Consider the following 16,089-nt stretch of genomic DNA (forward strand, 5'->3'; position numbering starts at 1 on the left):
TATATTTCGCCCTTTCACGGGCAAAGCTTTCGACGTTCCTTAGAACAAACGCGTAAGGAAATGAAGCGTCCGCGCGCGAAAACATAGCAGGTGCCGGCGAAGGTCCCGGAAGGCGACCACGTTTAAGAAATGAAGCGGTTCAGGGAACCTTTCGGCCCTCACGTCGTTGAAGCCGCATCCGCAAAAAGAGGAGCAGACAATGGCCGAACTCAAGACCGCCTCCGGACAAACGACGGGCGCACGCGTGAAGGCGGAAATCGCAGCAGACGATCTTTCGGCCCAAGTCACCGCATTGCGCGAGGATTTGGCACGGCTTTCCGAGAGCGTCGTTGCCTTGGGGCAGGGCGCAAAGACCGCCGTTGCCGACGAGGCTTCTGTCATGACCGAGCGTGTGCGCGAGAAAGTGCGTGAAGAGCCGATCTTCGCACTCGCCGTAACCGCCGGCATTGCCTACGTCTTCGGCCTGATGAGCCGCCGCTGAAGCGACGCCGCAACAAAAGACAACAAAAAGCCGGGAGCTGTAGTCCCGGCTTTTGCGCGATTGAAATCAGCGTCGAACAAGGCGTCCGAGCGCAATAAGTATGCAGGCGCCGACGAAACCGGTGATCAGGTATCCGAGCCAGCCTACGAGTGGATGGATGTTCAGGACGCCGAGAATGAAATTGGCAACGATCGCGCCGACAATGCCGAGAACGATATTCATGAGCAGCCCCATATTGCTGTGCATGAATTTTTCCGCGAGCCAGCCGGCGATACCGCCGATGATGATCGCCGCAATCCAACCTACGCCTTCGCCTTCCATGGTGATCTCCCTCCTAGAGAAGCAACAAAATGAACGCAAAACCTGCAGAAACGTTCCTTGCCGGATCAGGGTAGCAGCAGTGTTACCGGCATGTGAAATGGACAAGCTATCAACAAAGAAACAGGCCGGGGAGGGCAGGAATAGCAAAACCCGGCGGCATTCTGGAACTCTCGTTGCACATTTCTACGCAGCCCTGTGATTCTGGAGGATAGATCATTCGCTTTGCGGGGCAAGCTAAATATTAACAGGCGGTTAACTGCGAAGTTTGAATTAAAACGGCTGTCTCTAATAGGGACCGCTGGATAACGTCACCGCGATACGCGTGGCTCGGCGCCGCGATCGGCATCGATGCAGACTTTCTCTGAAAACTGATTCTCGGTGTCGTTGCGAATAGACAGCTGTTCTCCCAGCTTCGGCTCTACAACTAACGCCATATAGGATTGGAGCGCTTTACGGGCGCCGGAAAAATCCAGCGCCAGTTCCTTGCGACGCTCCAGCACGGCAAGCAGCTCGACGGCTTTCACATATTCAATGCCTGACGTCTGATTTTCATCGGCTGTCAGGACGATCGAGAAGCGGTAAGTCCTCGTCGAATATTCGCAGCCGCCGCTTTCGACGCTCACGTCGATATTCGGGGTGAGCGCTATGCTCTCCGAACCGGAGCCTTTCTCCTTGTCGAGCTTGAAGCTGCCATTCTTCAGCACAGATTGCGGATAATCCAGTGTGCAGCCATTGTCCGGCCGGTAGTTACCGGCGGCCGCAGGCAGTGAAACGAGGAAAATCACCGGCAGTGCGGCAAGTCGGTTGATCATGGGATATCCGGAAGGCAGCAGGAGCTTGGAAAATACAGGCCGATTGCACGCGGCATGGGCCGAAAAGCAACCTGCTTCCTCCAGAATCCTGTTTCAGGAAAGTTGTCGCTTCCTTGTCCGTTTACCGGAAGGTGAAGCTGCGCCAGTTCGACAGGCGGGCTTTCGCGAGCACGGTTTGTGCCTCTCGCACAAAAAAGAAAGCGCCGAAGATCGCTGCGATCGTGATGAAATCCCAAAACATAGGCGCGCTCCGTTGATGGAAAGAAAGAGCGGGTCGAAGCTTGCGCCCCCGCCGATGCTACGACCCGCTCCAAATCCGAGCGCCCGCCAGGCGCTCAAGGACATACAACCCTTATAGGGCGTCAATGAGTCCGGATATCGTAAGATATAGGGATGTGGGCGGCGTGGCAAAGCAGATCGATGTTTCTGCTGCCTGCTGAAAACCCAGAGCAGACAATACCCGCCACGGCGTGCCTTCGGGTCGGACAATGCCGTTTCTGGCCGACCACCAATGGTCAATATGAGTCCTGTGTCTACGCCATAATCCTCTGGCCCCGGATGTCGCGGAAAACAGTATTGCGAGAGGGGTTCAGCAATGATTCGGAAACGTTTGACGACATGGCGACGTTCGACGTGTGTCGGCAGCAAAATGGGTCCGGCGGAGAAGCGGGCCATCGTCGCGGCACCGCTGCCGCCTTCATACGCGACGTCCTGAAGCCGCGCTTTCTGCCGGAGATCCGGTCGAGTGAATGAACTGTCCGGTGTATATTCGTGGCGACTGGCGCGGTGGGCAGCCGCGCTGTTCGGTCATCCTGGAGCCGCGAACCGTAATGGCGCTGATTTCGTCGTCTGCGGCGGGCGCCGGAAATGGTGTTGCCCCGCCATGCCGCCCCCGGAGGCGATTGGCGCGCCTCTGCAGCTGTTGGTACAATTGCGCGCCATCCCCTGAAATCGAATGGATGCACCAGCGATACGCGGAACTGCACGCCGGAGCCTGTGAGCAGCAGGGGGCGAATATTTCAGTTGGCCCTCAGAATACCAGATTCCGCTGCTGCTGCGATGAAAGCGGCCTGAGGATCTATGTCCGGCTTTTTGCCCTCGAGGGCTCGCAGACAGGCCTTCCGAGCTGCCGCATATGCGGGGCCTTTGTGACCGGGCCAGGACGTCATCAGAAACTCAACAGCTTCTCTCGTATTTTTTACGGTGCGGAAATGATCGTCGCAGTCGATCAACTCGATGCTGCGTTCCCAGATGTCCGAGTTCATGTAATGCAATCTCCGTTGGCGATCATGTCAACGGATAGCCATGAAGTCTGTTCCGAGAAAAAGTGTACAGGCGCTACGACGGAAACAAGGGCGCGGCATGATCTCAGTGAGATAGCTAAAACGGGAATACCCGCCTACCAACGGCTGATGACCGCGGCGAAGGGCAGCCATGCTCCTTGGGCGGAGTAACGTGGAAATAAATAGCCCCTGCCTTCACCGTCGCGCACCTTCAGCGGAGGGTGCCGCCGGCTGATGCTTCCGACAATACCAGAGCGTGATCGCGCTGTTTTCCTCAAGCCATAGTAGCTCCATTCCGTGCAGCGGGGGAACTATATCTTAGCCGGCAGCGTTTTACCGGCACACTGAAAATCCTGGAGGATAACATGAAGAAAGTGGTCATCTCTGCCGTATCGCTGTTTCTGACGCTCGGGGGGGCGGCGGTCGCGCAGACAGCGACGGTCACCGTTCCCGGCGAGGTCAGAACCTATGTTCTTGAGCAGCAATCGCCATCGGTCACGTTTGAAGGTGATGTTGCAATCGGTACGGCGCTTCCTGACACGGTCGAGATCCACACGATCCCCGATCAGCCCGATTACGGTTATGTGATCGTCAACAAAAAGCGCGTGCTCGTCAATCCGAAGACCCGCGCGGTGATCGAGGTCGTCGAATAACTTGAAAGCACTGCGGGCCCGCCCGAGGGCCCGCTATTCCTCTCCATCAATCCACCTTCCTCCCAGGTCAAAGACTAGTCGTCCTTTCCGCTGTTGAGACATCGATGCAGCGGCCGGCTATTGCGACTTCTGAGGATCATCCGCCGGGTTGACATACTTGATGGCCCATGGGCCAGTCGTCGTAATTTGGATGACCGTCGGTTCGTCGACGCGAGCGAAATGCGCCATGCCGGGCGGCAACGCGATGAAACTGCCTGCAGGCAGTGCCTTCGTGGCGCTCGGATCGGCGGTTTCGCCCATTCCGAGTTTGAGAGTCCCTGATACGACTGTGACCACTTCATGCACAGGATGCGTGTGCGGCGGGACCGCATAGCCCGATGGCACCTTGAGCCGGAGGGCAAACAGGCCTTCCTTACTGGGATCGCCGAACAGGACCGCCGCCTCTGCTCCAGCAGGAAGCACCTTGGGGGCCGGCCCCCACTTAACATCATCGGGAGTGACCATTGTATGTCCACCCTCTGCCGCAGCAAAGGAGGCCATCCCGCATAATCCGATGAAGCCGGCTGCGAATATCGATGCAACTCTCATGACAAACCTCCCTCCTCGCCGGGCCTTTACCTCGGCTGAGCGCAGGGGCAGGCTCGCGAAACGTAGATAGTACGTCCGCGGACCACGTCTAAGCAAGCTCTACCCTAATGGAGTTGAGAATTGCCTAATGGACTGAGGGGATGGAAAGAGCTCCTCGGAAGCCGACGAAGTCTCTCCTCGCCAAAGAGGCCGCAAGTGTCCGTACCAGAGCCACAAAAACACGCGATCCGGCCCAGCCGAACCTTCCCCTCGATCCCATGCCGGACCGCATCGACCTATGCCTGACGCTTTTCAAGCATCAAGCCGCCGAGGGGCGAGCAGCGGGTTTACGAAATCAAATGGGGCGGGCATGACTGGACGCATCGCTTTCCGGCGATCGAGCAGGCCCGCCAAGCAGCTCGGCGTGGCGACGGCGGTTCTCGATGGCGAGGCGGTCATGCTCGACGAGCAGGGCCGGTCCGATTTCGGACTGCTGCAGCAATCGCTCGGCGGCCGGGAAGGCAAGCGGGCCTCCGGCGAAGCGATCTTCATGGCCTTCGACCTCCTCTATCTCGACGGACGTGACCCATAATAAAGGTGATAGCAAGGTTCCGTCTTGCGAAGCGGTCCATGTTATCAATAGCCGCTTCCAAGGTTTCCGCGGTGTCACGATCAGGACGCCAGACGTTGACGATGGAAGCTACGGCTTTGCCGGAACGGACTTCATCAACTGCAACATCCGACCGCTGAATCACCAGTCCGCACACCTCGCCACGTCTTCGATGCTCGCCACGCCGTTTGCGTCTCCATCGGCATGCCTGGAGCTGCACGGCTACCCGAACAAAATCCGTGGCATCCAGTTCTTGCACTCAACTTTTATCGGGCGTGATGACCTCTGCATCATTGCAGACCAGGCCAGCGAAATCCTTTTTAATGGATGTTATGAGGAAAGCCAGAACATCAAGGTCAGCGGCGCTTGGCTTTCGGGTGCAGTAGGTTCGCGGATTCTTGCGACGGCAAACTCTACCCTACGGTTCAAGAACAACACGAAGTTCGCTATCGACTTCTCTCCGTACCAGTATCGGGATGGCAATCTTGTCACCGGACGCTACAGCGCTTTTCTCAACCTCGGTGTTTGCAATCCGTCCACTATTTATGATGACGACTACAACAACCCAGTCTATGCGACAAAGATCGGCTACAGGCTTCGTTCCTCGGCACAGAAGTTTGGTGTGGACAGCAGCCTGAACAGCGAGGTCTTTGGCATTTCCGATACTAGCCGCATCACGTATGCGCAGGGTGGTGGCATTGAGTTTCCGAACCTTACGACCACTGACCTAACGAGTGCCGCCCACGCGATTAACACAACTGGGAAATTCTTGGGGAAGATCGTTTTCAACACAACGACCGGCCTCTTCATGCGTGCCAACGGTGCTGGAACAACGTCAACTTGGCGGGACTTTGCTAACGGCAACATAATCACGCCTGTATGATGCTCGATATGGTGGGCGCGGCTTCGGTCGCGCCTTCGCAAATGAACATCGAGATGGTAGCCCTACAGGCATGGCCATGGGACCAGGAGGTAGACGTGGACGTGTTGGACAGACTCACTCTGAGTAGCAGGGCGTTGGACTTAGCGCAGCAGATCGAGGCTACCTCTGGAGTGCCAATAGTAATCCGGTGCTATACCTTCGGCGAGAAGCTCAGCATGCCGCTTATCACCAAGCATGCCGCTGCATCCATCGACGCAGCTGCCAACAGCGCTCTGGTTCTGTTCCCCACGGCGACAATTGATGACCGCGCATGCATTCATGAATTACTTCATTTGAAGCGATGGCTTGTCGATGGCGTCCCTCAACTTGCGCCACGCCCCAATGGCCGCTTGGCTGGTCGGGAGGCCTACTTCCGCGTTGAAAACGACCTGGAACACTTAGCTATCGTCCCCCTCGAACGCAAAATGGTGGACGGAGAAAATTATTGGGAGGGCGAACTGCTTGCCGCCGTCAAGCGATGGAAGCGCAGCGGCGACATCGTGCTTGACCTTCTATTGAACGCAGCGCTTACGAGACACCTAACTCCCGGTTCAGAGGCGGAAGCAATATGTAATCAGCAGTTCGCGGGGGTGGAACTTCAGCGAGAAGCGGATGACTTTTGCCAATTCTTAGCCTGTACGAAGAACAAGCGCGCTCAGATACTTGGCACGTTCGAGCATCTGCGCCTACGTACAGAGGACTGGCAACTTCAGTGGTACGATCGACAAAAAACGAATATGTTGCCGGCCCTGTGGGGTGAAATTTTCTCCAAACCTCGGACGTATATCTATAGCGACGTGAACGGTGACGCGACCGCCGATGACGCCGTAACCATGTGGAAGAGCTAGTTGACGCGGAAAGCTAAAGACACTGAAAACCCCGCCGGAGCGGGGTCTTGGTGCTTTCTGAGATATTGGGCCTACTGCTGCTGAGTGTTATCCAACGAGCAGGTCCTGCCTGGCGGGCATTCGAAATTGATGGATCCGGATGGCCTAGCAATGCCGGCGTTTCCCATGGTGCAGAGATTACCGGGTGGGCATTTGAAAACGACCATTTCGTCAATCGACGGGCCTCGGGCGCTGCTGTTGTTCCGGCGCGGCCTAGCGGTAGCAGTTGGTGGCACGAGTTTGTAGTAGCCCTTTGTCATGTCAGCAGTTGCAATATTTCTGAATGTTATGTGGATCGTATTGCCCCTGTTAGCGCCAGAGCTTTCCTGCCCCTGTGCTGTGAAGCCTAGTGTACCACCAGGACCTCCAATGGGGACTTGAGCAATATTCAACTGCCGCGACCCGCCGGCGGTCGCGTTAGCAGCCACTTCGAAGTGAACATCCACCTGGTCGACCATCAAACCCAGGCGCTTGTCAGACGGGTACTGGTCTTGGGCACGATGAAGCGAATGAACGACGTCCTGCAGCGCCGCATCCAACGTAACGTCACTTGGCTTTGCGATTTCGCTCGGACTGAAGCTCGCGCACCCAGATAAACAAACAACGAGTAATGCCGAAGAATTAACAAAAGTATGCCGCATAGCCCCCTCCGCGCTTGCGTGTGTCAGATAATGCAACCGACAACTCATGGAAGTAAAGAAAAAATATTAGCGCCGACTAAAATTCGCCTGGCGCCGAGTGTGGGTTTGCGCCCAACTAACCTAACCTGACCAACAAGGAATCCTCATGACCACCACAACTACGCTGCCCGCGGAGTGGCTTCCGTGCGTCAAGATGGATCGCGTGATTTGCCATTGGACGGCCGGCGGTCACAAGGCTACCGACTTCGACAAGGAGCATTACCATATCCTGATTGAAGCCGACGGCAATGTCGTCCGCGGGCGCCCATCAATTGCTTTGAACGAATCTCCGGCAAAGAAGGGCTACGCGGCCCATACACTCAACGCAAACAGCGGCAGCATTGGTGTTTCGCTGTGCTGCATGGCATTGGCGACCGAAGCGCCTTTTAATCCCGGCAAGTCGCCCATGACGAAAGTGCAGTGGGACAAACTGGCGGAAGTGGTTGCCGATCTGTGCCGCGCCTATGGCATCCAGGTTACTCCGCGCACCGTGCTTAGCCACGCCGAAGTGCAGACCAATCTCGGCATCAAGCAGCGCGGCAAGTGAGACTACAGTGCCGGGGGTGCCTACTATCCCGTCGAGCCGGTCACGAAGCCAGCCACTCCGGAGGATCAATTGACATGACTTGGGTTGCAAAGATGCTCGGTCTCGATCGCCTGGGCGCCTACTTAGTCGTCGCCGCTCTCGCCCTTGCCGCAGCAACGGGTACGTACTGGTATGTCGACCATCGCGGGTACGAGCGTGCCGAGGCTTACTACAAAGGCCAGATCGCCGAACTCAAAGCCGCTGCGGCCGACGCGCGCAACAAGGAGGTCGAACGCCACGACGCGGCAAACAACGCCGCCAAGGCACGCGAGGCTGCTCGAATTTCCGAGATGCAGGCCGCCAACCAATCATTACAAGAACGAATTGAGGAGCTCCAGCGTGAAGCTGATCAAGATCCTGATGCTGGCAAGCCTGTGCTTGGTGCTCCCAGCGTGCGCCGTATCAACAAGATACGATAAACTAGTCGTCGTCCCGCCTATGCCTGTGCTGAGAAAACCGGACAGCATGCTGATCGAGCGGTGCATCGGCCCGGTCGACATTGGCGACAATCCGCTTGCGCAGGCGCAGCTTGAAAAGTTGTGGATCAAAGACCGCGATCGGCTGCTGTCCTGCGCTCGACGCCACTTGGCGCTGCGCGACTATTACGCCGATCGCGATGCTGGGTTGGGCGTCAACGTAGCTGGCGGCAACGCGGTGAGAAAATGACTCCAGAAGAAATAATGAAGGCTGTGCTCTTCTTCCTTACGGTCGCCGGCGCCGGATGGGGCATCTGGTGGAGAATCGATAACAAAGTCGCGGAAAGCCGCAAGGAGACTGAGAAGGTTGCGGAAGCCCTTGCGGCATTATGTCTCCAAGGCCGGCCTACGCGAGACAACGGATCAGATCATGGAAGCGATCAGCGGCGTGAAGGCAGCGGTCGACAACATGACGCTTCGAGTTGATCGGATCGTCGAGAACCAGGTGAAGCCGCGCACCGCCGCTCGCTAACCGCCATCGGACGATCGGCGGTTTGATTCATCGAGTCCGTTGCTTTTTGGATGATTCCCAACTAGGAGTGGCAAAAAAGAATTTGGGGTTTTGTCGATGTACTGTGAGGTTTTGCCGGCATCTTGTCCGCCACAGCATTCAAAAGACGGCGCGATTTCTGCGGTTTTCAGGCGTATAGATGATCAAGTTGCTACCGCCGAAGACTTCAAGTCGCATGCCGCACGAGGAAAAGAGCCACTACAGCCTGTAGATCCTTGTAAATGGTCTTCCTGCTCTCTCTTTAAGGACAAGGCTAAGATCGTAAACATATCTGGCAAGCTGCCAAAGCCACGGTCATATGCTAATTTTGTTGCGGAGTTAGATATACCTGCCGCATCCGGGCGCTGGCTGGAGAGCAAAAACGGCCATGTCGATTTTTGGATGTACGGAAATTTCGACCCACTGGCGGCTATAGTCAAAATCGAACACCTGGACGATCTGTGATGACTGCGCCTAAGCGAAGAAATGCAAAATTCGATGCGACGCTTGTCTATATGGACGAGCCGCTTGTCGTAACGCTGATAGCCGGCAAGTCGCGCATTATCGCTGTTGCAATCCCAGCTAATGCCGATGGAGAGTTTAAGTTCTACGCAACTTCTGTATCGGTCAAAGACTGGGAAAAATATTTGAGCGGTGCGGTAGATCTGCGATATCTCTTCACCTTTCCAGACCGCAGAAACGCGTACACGTTTGATTTGGCCAGGATGAAAGATGGCGTTGTTTCGATGACGCCTTTTCTTGAGGAAGCCCCCGAGGATTTTCTTCCGTCGCCACGCTTTTTTTCCAGCAATCACACGGAAGAGTACTCCCACGACGAACGGCCGGATGAAGTTGCTCGCCTATTAGTCGATGGGGATTGGGAGCTCGCCGAATTCGGACAGTTCAATCAGCGGTATGCTGACATTTATGCTTTTTCGGTCGCGCTCAAGAATTGGGAAGATCCGTCTGCACCATTGCAGCTAAAGCAAAATTTGAGAAGGCCTTTCTTGGAGAGACCGTACCAGGGGGGGTTCAGCTACGTTTATTTGTTCAATGATCTCAATGATAACATTCCCATCAATGAGCAATTGAGCCTTGATAAAATCCAGTATGCGTCGCCGGGTTATGTCGACATGTCTGGCAAACACGAGATTTTCGCAGAGCTGCAGGAGATCGTGCTCAACTTCTTGGAACGTCGACGCGATATCGTGAAAAGCTATAACGAGTTATGGGGCTATCTGCACAAGAACGGGTATCTCAAGCTCAGCGGTGATGACTATTCTAGGGGCGACCCTTCCGAAAAATACATCAACGAAAAGGCCGCGGGGCTGAATAAAATTCTTAAAATCGGTCGATTCGAGACTATCGAAGAACTGACAGCTAAAAATACATTGGTCACAGCAAAGGTTGTTCTTTCCTTCTATCGACGGATCAACGAGTTGGCATCGTTCTTCGCCCAGGGCAGAGTTTCTTTCGATTAAACAGTGACACCACGTCCACAGCCGCCCAGCCCTAACCGGTTGGGCGGCTTTTTTTGTTTGTGCCCTTTGGTGGCGGCTCGGTCGGCAAAAATAGGGTACCGCGGCTCGCGAGCCGTAACCGTGGTGTTCTTGCCGTCATCTGAAGGGGATAAGCGGCTATGGGCGGCGTAGGCAGATCTGCCTCCATTCATCGAACACCCAATATCCTTAGCGTTCTTTCTATTTTTCCGTCGACTTCATAAAAGAAGGGCGCTGATGAGCCAGGTCTCATGCTGCCGAAGCAGAGACCAAACTGCTGACCGACCACATTGCCTTTCATACCGATATCTGCCGAGCCTGATGAACCCGGCGCAGTGCTTGATGACGATGAATGAAGCAACTGCGTCGTATAGAAAAAGTTATTTGCAGGAAGACGCCTCTGGCAAGCGCCTGAGTACCCGGGGACCGGAAAATTGGGTTCGGATCTCCAATCCCAATAAGGCTCGCTCCCCAGCAGCGGTCGAATATCTCCATGGTGAAAGCGCAGTCGAAAGACATCATCCTGCGTAAAATCAGGGGTGCCACCCGCCTTGAACGGCGAGCGATCGGCCGGCACGGCGACCAAGTCCAGCAATGCCGCATCAGTTGCCGCGGTCGCACCACGGATGCCTGAAACCCTGCTAGACGGGAGACTTCGAATTCGGGAGAACGCCCATCGGCTCGGCACGCGCTTTGTGCATTGATCGTTTTTGTAGTCCCAATATATCTGACCACTGACCAGGTCCGCCTGCTGAGCATCTCGGCGCTCGTTGCCGACGATGCAGTGATTGGCGGTGAGTATGTGCGTTGTACCCGTCCGAATGAGCGTCACAAGGGTTGCAGTGCAGTAGCCGATTGCAAAACCTCCCGTGGGGGTTCTGCTCGTGATCTCTAAGAGTCCAATTGCATTGATGTGGCTTCTCAGTTCGGGGGGGAATCGACGAAAGAGGCTATGGTTCTTCATGCACTCGTAGTCGACAAAATCATTTGGGAGTCTCGCAACATTGCTGTCGAGAGGCTCAATTTTTGGGCGTTGTGGCTTGAACGCTTCAGTTTCTGCCTGGTCCACGCGACCTGCTGGAACAGATGCTGTATTTCCTCGTACCGGCTGCCAAGGAATAGGGATCAATGCTTCTGGATCCGCAGGCCAATCGAGCGGGATGAGGTGGGATATAGCCACGCTCTTCTCGGAGACGTCTGCGTCCAACTCCACGATGAGGGTTGCTCGCGGTCCCTGTATTAACTGAGTTGCGGCGACAGCTTCTCGGTCGGTACCGGCCGAGAAAGCTCCTGCGCTCGCCGATCTGGTCCCATCGTAGAGGCGAATAGCAGCAGGTTGCGAGTCTGACTGCAGGATTAAGGAGTAGAATCCGCGATCAGGGAGGCCCACCGAAGTCCCAAACAAAACCTTTTGTCCACATCGGATGATTACCCCATCTCTCAGACGTCTAATCCTACCTCGGGCGGAGTCTCCGCGACGTACGAGGAACCTCTGCGCGTTTATGGGCATCGAAACTCCCATGTAAGCAGGAGAGGGGACGCCTCTTGCCCTTGCCGCTTCCAGAGCCGTCGCATGGTCTGCAAGATTAACCTCCAGGGAAAAGATTGGCTGGCGCTCCTGAAGCTCACTGGCGATCACGGCATCTTTACACGGGTCAATTTTTTCGTCGGCGAAAGAAGTTTCACAGGCAACCAGTTGGACAAGGGCGTACAAAACAAATATTCTGAAAGAATTCATTGCAGTTACACCGATGATTACTGCGATTGTCGGAACTTTTTTGACGACTATAAATAAAAACTACATTAAGTAAAATCGACTAATACCTTGCACGGCGCCACCCGTGAAAATGACGTCCACATTCCTAATTGGCTGGTTTGTGACGAAAAACGCATGGCTTTCATAACCAAGTATAGTGTTATTGCCGTTAGCAAATGTCGCTTGACCCGCGCCATTAATTTTTTGTGATGCTGGGGAAATCGCAAGTGTATACTCTAGCATAAAGGTTGCGTCTTGAAGCCAGCCATTGCGACCGAGATAGAAACCGGAATTATCCCATTCGCCCATGACCGCGTGGCCATTCATGACGGCAAATCCTTGATATCCGGCGCCACCATTCCCATTCACGCGTATTAGTAATCTGCGATCAGCTCCCTGCGCACTTAATTCGCCAGTGGAGAATATTTTAACGAAGCCGCTGGATATGGCTTGGTTCGGCGCAAACGTAAGACTAGCACCGCTGTATTTTGCTTCGCCTATAAACTGCAACATGGTTCGGAGCCTCCCTAGCTTGCGAGGGGCCGAAGCCCTCAACGTGAGGGTGAATCATGTGCAGATCGGCAGCAAGTTGTAAAAAAGGAGTAATCAACTAGGCGTATTATGGGAGAACCTTATCAACCCAGTGCATTGCTGACGGGTTCTGAAAAGGATTTGAAAGACAATCTCTGCGAAGGAGGGCCATTGATCGCGCATTACTTTAATGAACGCACGGCCCATGAGCTGCGCGAAGCTCTCGACAAGGTGAAGATACCGCCTGTCGAATATTCGGGCCGGCACAAATATGTCGTTTGGGTGAAGCCGACGCTGGTGGCTGAGGTCGAATATCGCGCCTGGACGCGTGAAGGCAAGCTGCGGCAGTCGTCATACAAGGGGCTGAGGCCGAGGAGAATGCGGAGATTTATGAGACTGAGTGAACGTCCAATGCCATTGCGGTAGACAATTTAGATCACAAGTTGCCATCCACCTGCTTTAGAAGGTCGTCGAGTTCCGCTATTTTGCGCTTGCTGTCGGCGAGAGTCCGATCGGTGATGTCCACCATCGTACCACCGTCGTGGGAGCTATGGTATCGCGCAGAACCGTCTTCGATGATCCGTATCTGGTCGGCCAGAGACGACTTCTCCCGAGCGATCCAATCGCGATAGTTTTCGAGGATACCCATTTTCATGACCCATATTTGGGAGGGGCGACTTGATTGTCGCCCCACTGCTTTTCATATCACACGCAGAAGCATAGCAAGCGCAGATATCATTCCAAAGCTCACATCAAATCCACAGGCGAACCTGATATAGCCACGTCGCGTTTCAACTTCTATAAAGCAGCTCATTGGGCTCCATAATCGTGGACAACGCCGTCTCCGTCGGTTGTCCGGTTGGCCCTTTGTCGCTATAACCCAGTTGCTGAGGCTTGGTCTTCGCGGTGATCTGTTCACGGTTGCCCGCGACCAAATCGTAAAGGGGGTGTCGTTGGACACCTCCTTTATCTCATATTCGATAGAGCTCACGCGCGTCCATCGCCGGTTCATCCACAAGGAATTTTGTTCTTTATTTGTTCCGATTTATGGCTATGATGCTTTCAGCCGTCCACGATCGCGGACTTCTGCCGCCGATCGCAGCGACACGTGCTTCACCTCAAAGATGCCTGACCCAGTGCTCTTCCGCGACGATAGAGATTGGTAGGCCTCTCGTGCGAAATTCGACTGCATCCATGATCTTGTTGCCGAACGACGAGTGTTTCCACGAGTCCGTCGCGTATACACCAATCACCAGGACGTTGGTCTTCTGTGTAAGCCCGCCTGCGGATGCACCCGCGGTCGGTGACCGCTTTCTCGCAGTGTTTGCGCTGCCCGTAGTTAAAGGTGCCAGTAAAGCAGTAATTCAGACCTGCAAACGAAAGCGCCGGCGCGGGAGTGCACAACGGTAGACTAGTGGATTTGAGCGTTTCGCCAAGCTCAAAATCTCGATCTGAAAATCGGTTCAGAGTATCGAGAAGTTCAAGCTTCTCCTCCTCGTCGGCGACGCCGTCCGCCAAGATCTCGTTAACTCGATAGTACAGCGTTCGCAGGATCGGCATATCGCTAATCCCGCTGTTGGCAACGAGCCACTTATGCAGGAATTCAACCTCAGCTTGACTAACGTTGCCATCAGCGACCAGTCCTCGCGCCAAGCCAATAAGCTCGTCGATCTGGCGGCTAGTAATGCGATCATTGCCAACTTGATTGTAGAATGCGTCGTCCATGAGCCCCTCCTGCCAACAAGCAAAGAGAAGCAGATGCTCAACTGAAAGTCGAGATTGAGGCTCGGGCTATTTTTGGACTTTTTACAACGCGGCGTCCATCTCCGCGCTTAAAACTTCCAGTTCCTCCAAGTGTCGGTTCGTTCAATTTCCGCGCGGCCCTATGCAGCAACCTGGTATCAGCCGACCGGCATAGCGCCAACTTCGCTTTCCGACGAGCGCCCAAGGCAGCGCTACCCCATCCTCCAACTGAACAGACTTCCGCGCTGACCCTTGGCCGAAAATCACTGTTGTCGTGGCAAATATCCTAATATAGGGCTTGATATACCGATTATCGTGATCTATGCTTTAAAACAGCCACAACAATCGGTACAGTCGTCATGGAAAACATCCGGGCAACAGCGGACGCCGACCTTCGTAAAGAGCTGACCAGTCACGTCGACGAGATGAGCCTCAAGTCAGCCTTCGAGGACCGCTATGGCCGCGGCTGGCAGCGGAAGCTCGGCACCGTCCTTGACGTACCGGAGACCACCGTGAACGGGTGGTTCAAATCCGGTAAGTTCCCCGTGCTGGCAAAGATGGCCTTCGGCGTCTTGTTGAGCCAAGCCGCGCGGCCAGCACGGAGATGGATCCCCGTCAAGAATCGGGCCGGCTATGCCGTCTGCGACGCCCACGGGGTAGTCGGTCGAATCGTAGCGGACAACATCTCGAGTCTCGATGACGCCATGCTGATCGCGGCTGCCCCTTCGCTTTACGAGGCTTGCGGCGACGCCTTTGTCGTGTTCGACGATGCAAGAGACCTTATGGATGGCTGGGGTGAGTTGGCCGACAAAATGGGAGCGGCACGGGACGCGGCCAAATACAGCCGAGCAGGAGAAGCGATCAACGAGCAGCAAGAGGACTAGTGATGGACCTCTCAAGCCACGCCAGGAAACGCCTGCAACAGCGCGCGATGAACTCGGCCGATGTTGAAGCAATCGTAGCTCACGGGACTCCAGTTCCAGGCGGGTATTTCCTGCGGGCGCGAGACGTAAACGAAGCGATCTCGGAGTTGAAGGGGCAGACCAGCACGCTTGAACGCCTGGCAGACCGGCGGCACAACTTCAAATGTCTGGGTGGAGGCGAAACATGGCACGAAAATTCGGAAAGACTGATCGAGAACACGTGCAATTGGCGGTCGAACAACGTCTAGCAATCAAGCTCAGCAGACCTGGGCGGCGTCCTAAAGTCATGACGGATGAGGCCGGCAGATTCTATTGGATCATGGGCTATGGACTCTGGCATGGCATTGAACCAGACATGATTGACGCTCTCGAACCAGACCACAATGCCCTTCTTGTGATCGCCAGGCGCGCGGGAGAGACCGTCAAGGTATTCGCCGGCCCGCTGCGACCACTACTCCAGAGGTTGGAGCAGCTTACGGTCGCTCAATCCGGTCAACGGCAATTCGATCTCGATGAGCGGGGCGGAAAACTCGTCGTCAAGCAAAACCCCGAGGCCTCTCTTGATTTGCTTACTGAGTTCAATTTTCCACCGTAGGACGATACACATTCGGCAACCTTCAGGACGCCATCCGTGCGCCTTTCACCGTTTGTTCTCATTTAGCGTTGTTCAGCGGGAACCTCCAGTCGAGATCGTCGCGTTCGTTCACCACTGCGGCAGTTAGCGCTTGATGCGGCGCCCACTGATCGTCAAGCTTCGCGTCGATTCTCCATGTGGGTGGCAAGCCACAAGATGCCGCCGGCAATACCGGGTGCCAGAAAATGGGATCGTAAAGAGCAGGTTGGCGAGATGCCGCAGTACGCCGCGGCTT

Annotated in this window: 21 protein-coding genes and 1 pseudogene; 14 read left to right on the forward strand and 8 right to left on the reverse strand. The window is 55.2% G+C overall.

What is annotated here, in order from left to right; genetic code table 11:
- The first annotated feature begins 199 nt into the window (after positions 1 to 199).
- Positions 200 to 481: a hypothetical protein gene (locus ACZ9DP_RS24620; RefSeq protein ID WP_039844924.1), complete on the forward strand. Its 282-nt coding sequence runs from the start codon at positions 200 to 202 to the stop codon at positions 479 to 481.
- A 66-nt stretch (positions 482 to 547) separates the two neighbouring features.
- Here the strand turns inward: ACZ9DP_RS24620 and ACZ9DP_RS24625 are convergent, their stop codons facing one another.
- From ACZ9DP_RS24625 to ACZ9DP_RS24635, 3 genes are all read right to left on the reverse strand, one after another.
- Positions 548 to 802, reverse strand: coding sequence for a GlsB/YeaQ/YmgE family stress response membrane protein (locus tag ACZ9DP_RS24625; protein ID WP_074068156.1), 255 nt, complete (start codon positions 800 to 802; stop codon positions 548 to 550).
- Positions 803 to 1,110: 308 nt separating this feature from the next.
- Positions 1,111 to 1,614: a hypothetical protein gene (locus tag ACZ9DP_RS24630; protein WP_476203848.1), complete on the reverse strand. Its 504-nt coding sequence runs from the start codon at positions 1,612 to 1,614 to the stop codon at positions 1,111 to 1,113.
- 1,019 nt (positions 1,615 to 2,633) lie between these two features.
- Entirely contained in the window at positions 2,634 to 2,879 is a 246-nt protein-coding gene (locus ACZ9DP_RS24635) for a DUF982 domain-containing protein (protein ID WP_074068152.1), read from the reverse strand.
- Positions 2,880 to 3,262: 383 nt separating this feature from the next.
- Between ACZ9DP_RS24635 and ACZ9DP_RS24640 the strand changes: the two genes are divergently transcribed.
- Complete coding sequence (locus ACZ9DP_RS24640) at positions 3,263 to 3,550, forward strand: DUF1236 domain-containing protein (RefSeq protein ID WP_476203849.1); 288 nt, start codon at positions 3,263 to 3,265, stop codon at positions 3,548 to 3,550.
- A gap of 117 nt (positions 3,551 to 3,667) precedes the next feature.
- Here ACZ9DP_RS24640 and ACZ9DP_RS24645 read toward each other — a convergent pair whose 3' ends face one another.
- A complete protein-coding gene (locus ACZ9DP_RS24645) occupies positions 3,668 to 4,138 on the reverse strand; it encodes a cupin domain-containing protein (protein WP_239598784.1) in 471 nt (156 codons plus the stop codon).
- A 140-nt stretch (positions 4,139 to 4,278) separates the two neighbouring features.
- On the opposite strand from ACZ9DP_RS24645, the pseudogene ACZ9DP_RS24650 reads away from it, so the two are divergent.
- The 9 genes and pseudogenes from ACZ9DP_RS24650 to ACZ9DP_RS24690 form a co-directional block, all read left to right on the forward strand.
- Positions 4,279 to 4,703, forward strand: a pseudogene (locus tag ACZ9DP_RS24650) (ATP-dependent DNA ligase); the annotation flags it as partial.
- Positions 4,699 to 5,610 carry a hypothetical protein gene (locus tag ACZ9DP_RS24655; protein WP_476203850.1) on the forward strand — a complete coding sequence of 304 codons (912 nt, stop codon included), beginning with the start codon at positions 4,699 to 4,701 and terminating at the stop codon, positions 5,608 to 5,610. The pseudogene ACZ9DP_RS24650 and the gene ACZ9DP_RS24655, both read left to right, overlap by 5 nt.
- 215 nt (positions 5,611 to 5,825) lie before the next feature.
- Positions 5,826 to 6,497 (forward strand): hypothetical protein, encoded by a 672-nt coding sequence (locus ACZ9DP_RS24660; RefSeq protein ID WP_476203851.1) that lies wholly within the window; start codon positions 5,826 to 5,828, stop codon positions 6,495 to 6,497.
- A gap of 825 nt (positions 6,498 to 7,322) precedes the next feature.
- Positions 7,323 to 7,763 (forward strand): peptidoglycan recognition protein family protein, encoded by a 441-nt coding sequence (locus tag ACZ9DP_RS24665; RefSeq protein WP_476203852.1) that lies wholly within the window; start codon positions 7,323 to 7,325, stop codon positions 7,761 to 7,763.
- 74 nt (positions 7,764 to 7,837) lie between these two features.
- Positions 7,838 to 8,221, forward strand: coding sequence for a hypothetical protein (locus ACZ9DP_RS24670; RefSeq protein ID WP_476203853.1), 384 nt, complete (start codon positions 7,838 to 7,840; stop codon positions 8,219 to 8,221).
- A 46-nt stretch (positions 8,222 to 8,267) separates the two neighbouring features.
- Positions 8,268 to 8,468, forward strand: coding sequence for an anaerobic dehydrogenase (locus ACZ9DP_RS24675; RefSeq protein WP_476203854.1), 201 nt, complete (start codon positions 8,268 to 8,270; stop codon positions 8,466 to 8,468).
- 117 nt (positions 8,469 to 8,585) lie between these two features.
- A complete protein-coding gene (locus tag ACZ9DP_RS24680; protein WP_476203855.1) occupies positions 8,586 to 8,750 on the forward strand; it encodes a hypothetical protein in 165 nt (54 codons plus the stop codon).
- Between the two features lie 96 nt (positions 8,751 to 8,846).
- The gene (locus tag ACZ9DP_RS24685) at positions 8,847 to 9,233 is read left to right on the forward strand and encodes a hypothetical protein (protein WP_476203857.1); all 387 of its coding nucleotides are present in this window, start codon (positions 8,847 to 8,849) and stop codon (positions 9,231 to 9,233) included.
- On the forward strand, positions 9,233 to 10,249 hold the full coding sequence (locus ACZ9DP_RS24690) for a hypothetical protein (protein WP_476203858.1): 1,017 nt from the start codon (positions 9,233 to 9,235) through the stop codon (positions 10,247 to 10,249). Before ACZ9DP_RS24685 ends, ACZ9DP_RS24690 begins: the two co-directional genes overlap by 1 nt.
- A 187-nt stretch (positions 10,250 to 10,436) precedes the next feature.
- Here ACZ9DP_RS24690 and ACZ9DP_RS24695 read toward each other — a convergent pair whose 3' ends face one another.
- Both ACZ9DP_RS24695 and ACZ9DP_RS24700 read right to left on the reverse strand, forming a co-directional pair.
- Positions 10,437 to 11,447 carry a hypothetical protein gene (locus ACZ9DP_RS24695; RefSeq protein WP_476203859.1) on the reverse strand — a complete coding sequence of 337 codons (1,011 nt, stop codon included), beginning with the start codon at positions 11,445 to 11,447 and terminating at the stop codon, positions 10,437 to 10,439.
- A 618-nt stretch (positions 11,448 to 12,065) separates the two neighbouring features.
- Entirely contained in the window at positions 12,066 to 12,536 is a 471-nt protein-coding gene (locus ACZ9DP_RS24700) for a hypothetical protein (RefSeq protein ID WP_476203860.1), read from the reverse strand.
- A gap of 108 nt (positions 12,537 to 12,644) precedes the next feature.
- On the opposite strand from ACZ9DP_RS24700, the gene ACZ9DP_RS24705 reads away from it, so the two are divergent.
- Entirely contained in the window at positions 12,645 to 12,980 is a 336-nt protein-coding gene (locus ACZ9DP_RS24705) for an ATP dependent DNA ligase (RefSeq protein ID WP_476203862.1), read from the forward strand.
- A 10-nt stretch (positions 12,981 to 12,990) separates the two neighbouring features.
- On the opposite strand, the gene ACZ9DP_RS24710 is transcribed toward ACZ9DP_RS24705, so the two are convergent.
- A complete protein-coding gene (locus ACZ9DP_RS24710) occupies positions 12,991 to 13,203 on the reverse strand; it encodes a hypothetical protein (protein ID WP_476203863.1) in 213 nt (70 codons plus the stop codon).
- 464 nt (positions 13,204 to 13,667) lie between these two features.
- The gene (locus ACZ9DP_RS24715; protein WP_476203864.1) at positions 13,668 to 14,279 is read right to left on the reverse strand and encodes a BRCT domain-containing protein; all 612 of its coding nucleotides are present in this window, start codon (positions 14,277 to 14,279) and stop codon (positions 13,668 to 13,670) included.
- Positions 14,280 to 14,656: 377 nt separating this feature from the next.
- Here ACZ9DP_RS24715 and ACZ9DP_RS24720 point away from each other — a divergent pair, with 377 nt between their 5' ends.
- Together ACZ9DP_RS24720 and ACZ9DP_RS24725 are read left to right on the forward strand one after the other, a co-directional pair.
- Positions 14,657 to 15,181 carry a hypothetical protein gene (locus ACZ9DP_RS24720; RefSeq protein WP_476203865.1) on the forward strand — a complete coding sequence of 175 codons (525 nt, stop codon included), beginning with the start codon at positions 14,657 to 14,659 and terminating at the stop codon, positions 15,179 to 15,181.
- A gap of 223 nt (positions 15,182 to 15,404) precedes the next feature.
- Complete coding sequence (locus ACZ9DP_RS24725; RefSeq protein ID WP_476203866.1) at positions 15,405 to 15,815, forward strand: hypothetical protein; 411 nt, start codon at positions 15,405 to 15,407, stop codon at positions 15,813 to 15,815.
- Positions 15,816 to 16,089: the final 274 nt, after the last annotated feature.

This window comes from Rhizobium sp. USDA 4016 (assembly GCF_056279705.1).

Coding starts and splice junctions, on each gene's coding strand:
- ACZ9DP_RS24620 (WP_039844924.1), top strand. CDS start 200: ATGGCCGAACTCAAGACCGCCTCCGGACAAACGACGGGCGCACGCGTG.
- ACZ9DP_RS24625 (WP_074068156.1), bottom strand. CDS start 802: ATGGAAGGCGAAGGCGTAGGTTGGATTGCGGCGATCATCATCGGCGGT.
- ACZ9DP_RS24630 (WP_476203848.1), bottom strand. CDS start 1,614: ATGATCAACCGACTTGCCGCACTGCCGGTGATTTTCCTCGTTTCACTG.
- ACZ9DP_RS24635 (WP_074068152.1), bottom strand. CDS start 2,879: ATGAACTCGGACATCTGGGAACGCAGCATCGAGTTGATCGACTGCGAC.
- ACZ9DP_RS24640 (WP_476203849.1), top strand. CDS start 3,263: ATGAAGAAAGTGGTCATCTCTGCCGTATCGCTGTTTCTGACGCTCGGG.
- ACZ9DP_RS24645 (WP_239598784.1), bottom strand. CDS start 4,138: ATGAGAGTTGCATCGATATTCGCAGCCGGCTTCATCGGATTATGCGGG.
- ACZ9DP_RS24660 (WP_476203851.1), top strand. CDS start 5,826: ATGCCGCTTATCACCAAGCATGCCGCTGCATCCATCGACGCAGCTGCC.
- ACZ9DP_RS24665 (WP_476203852.1), top strand. CDS start 7,323: ATGACCACCACAACTACGCTGCCCGCGGAGTGGCTTCCGTGCGTCAAG.
- ACZ9DP_RS24670 (WP_476203853.1), top strand. CDS start 7,838: ATGACTTGGGTTGCAAAGATGCTCGGTCTCGATCGCCTGGGCGCCTAC.
- ACZ9DP_RS24675 (WP_476203854.1), top strand. CDS start 8,268: ATGCTGATCGAGCGGTGCATCGGCCCGGTCGACATTGGCGACAATCCG.
- ACZ9DP_RS24685 (WP_476203857.1), top strand. CDS start 8,847: ATGTACTGTGAGGTTTTGCCGGCATCTTGTCCGCCACAGCATTCAAAA.
- ACZ9DP_RS24690 (WP_476203858.1), top strand. CDS start 9,233: ATGACTGCGCCTAAGCGAAGAAATGCAAAATTCGATGCGACGCTTGTC.
- ACZ9DP_RS24700 (WP_476203860.1), bottom strand. CDS start 12,536: ATGTTGCAGTTTATAGGCGAAGCAAAATACAGCGGTGCTAGTCTTACG.
- ACZ9DP_RS24705 (WP_476203862.1), top strand. CDS start 12,645: ATGGGAGAACCTTATCAACCCAGTGCATTGCTGACGGGTTCTGAAAAG.
- ACZ9DP_RS24710 (WP_476203863.1), bottom strand. CDS start 13,203: ATGGGTATCCTCGAAAACTATCGCGATTGGATCGCTCGGGAGAAGTCG.
- ACZ9DP_RS24715 (WP_476203864.1), bottom strand. CDS start 14,279: ATGGACGACGCATTCTACAATCAAGTTGGCAATGATCGCATTACTAGC.
- ACZ9DP_RS24720 (WP_476203865.1), top strand. CDS start 14,657: ATGGAAAACATCCGGGCAACAGCGGACGCCGACCTTCGTAAAGAGCTG.
- ACZ9DP_RS24725 (WP_476203866.1), top strand. CDS start 15,405: ATGGCACGAAAATTCGGAAAGACTGATCGAGAACACGTGCAATTGGCG.